Genomic DNA, 894 nt, shown 5'->3' on the forward strand with positions numbered 1-894 from the left:
ATTACATCAAATACTGTATAAATAACCAGTATCAAGTATACCCAGAGGTATCTTTTTTTCAATAGCGAAAATCCATTTACCTGCAGGTAAATTTAGGTACGATGGCCTTATGAAAAACGAGCAAAAAATGCACCTGCAGGAGATGCGGCGAGAGCGCCTGATCATCCTCATTGACAACCTCGGCGTCGGGGGCCAAAAGCGCCTTGCCGAGGCGCTCGACATTGCCGCAGACTATGTCTCTCGCCTGCTCTACCCGCCGGGCAAGAAAGGAAAAAAGGGCATCAGTGGCGACATGGCGCGAAGGATAGAACAGTATTTCGCCGTGCAAATCGGTTGGCTGGACGGCCTGGAGCAAACCGGGCAACGCCCCGTCAGGCAGAAGACTTCGCAGGCCTTGGGTAAAACGCTGCCGCTGCTGACGTGGACATTGCCGTTGTCTCATGAACAGCTGCGCAAAGGAACGACCGTCCATTACCCGGCGATGGTGCAATGCAGCGCTCATGCCTACTGGTTGCCGGTGCGGGATAACACGATGAACGGCTCTGCCGGCGCCAATTACCCAAAAGGCGCCTTGATACTTGTCGAACCCGTTACTGCCGGCATAACCGAGCTCGCGTCCGGCGATAAGGTGATAGCGAAACGCTGTGACAGCGCGGAGCTCATCTTTAGAAGGTATGTCGAGGAAGCCGGGCATCGATGGCTTAAGGGAAGCATGCCGGGTTGCCCGGCGCAGAATGCTGATGAGTACGCGATTATCGGGGTGGTGCTTGGCGCCTGGCTGCCCTAGTCCCTGCGCGCCGCGTTGAGAACCGCATAAAGCAAAAAACCGCCAACCTTGCGGCTGGCGGTTTTTGGCACTCATGGTGCCGGCTACCGGAATCGAACTGGTGACCT

Annotated in this window: 1 protein-coding gene; it reads left to right on the forward strand. The window is 55.6% G+C overall.

Translation table 11 applies throughout. From position 1 onward, the window contains the following. The first annotated feature begins 109 nt into the window (after positions 1 to 109). Entirely contained in the window at positions 110 to 787 is a 678-nt protein-coding gene (locus ADK28_RS03970) for a S24 family peptidase (protein WP_033639811.1), read from the forward strand. Positions 788 to 894: the final 107 nt, after the last annotated feature.

It is taken from the genome of Serratia sp. 506_PEND, assembly GCF_001076875.1.
GTDB classification, from domain to species: Bacteria; Pseudomonadota; Gammaproteobacteria; order Enterobacterales; family Enterobacteriaceae; genus Serratia; species Serratia marcescens.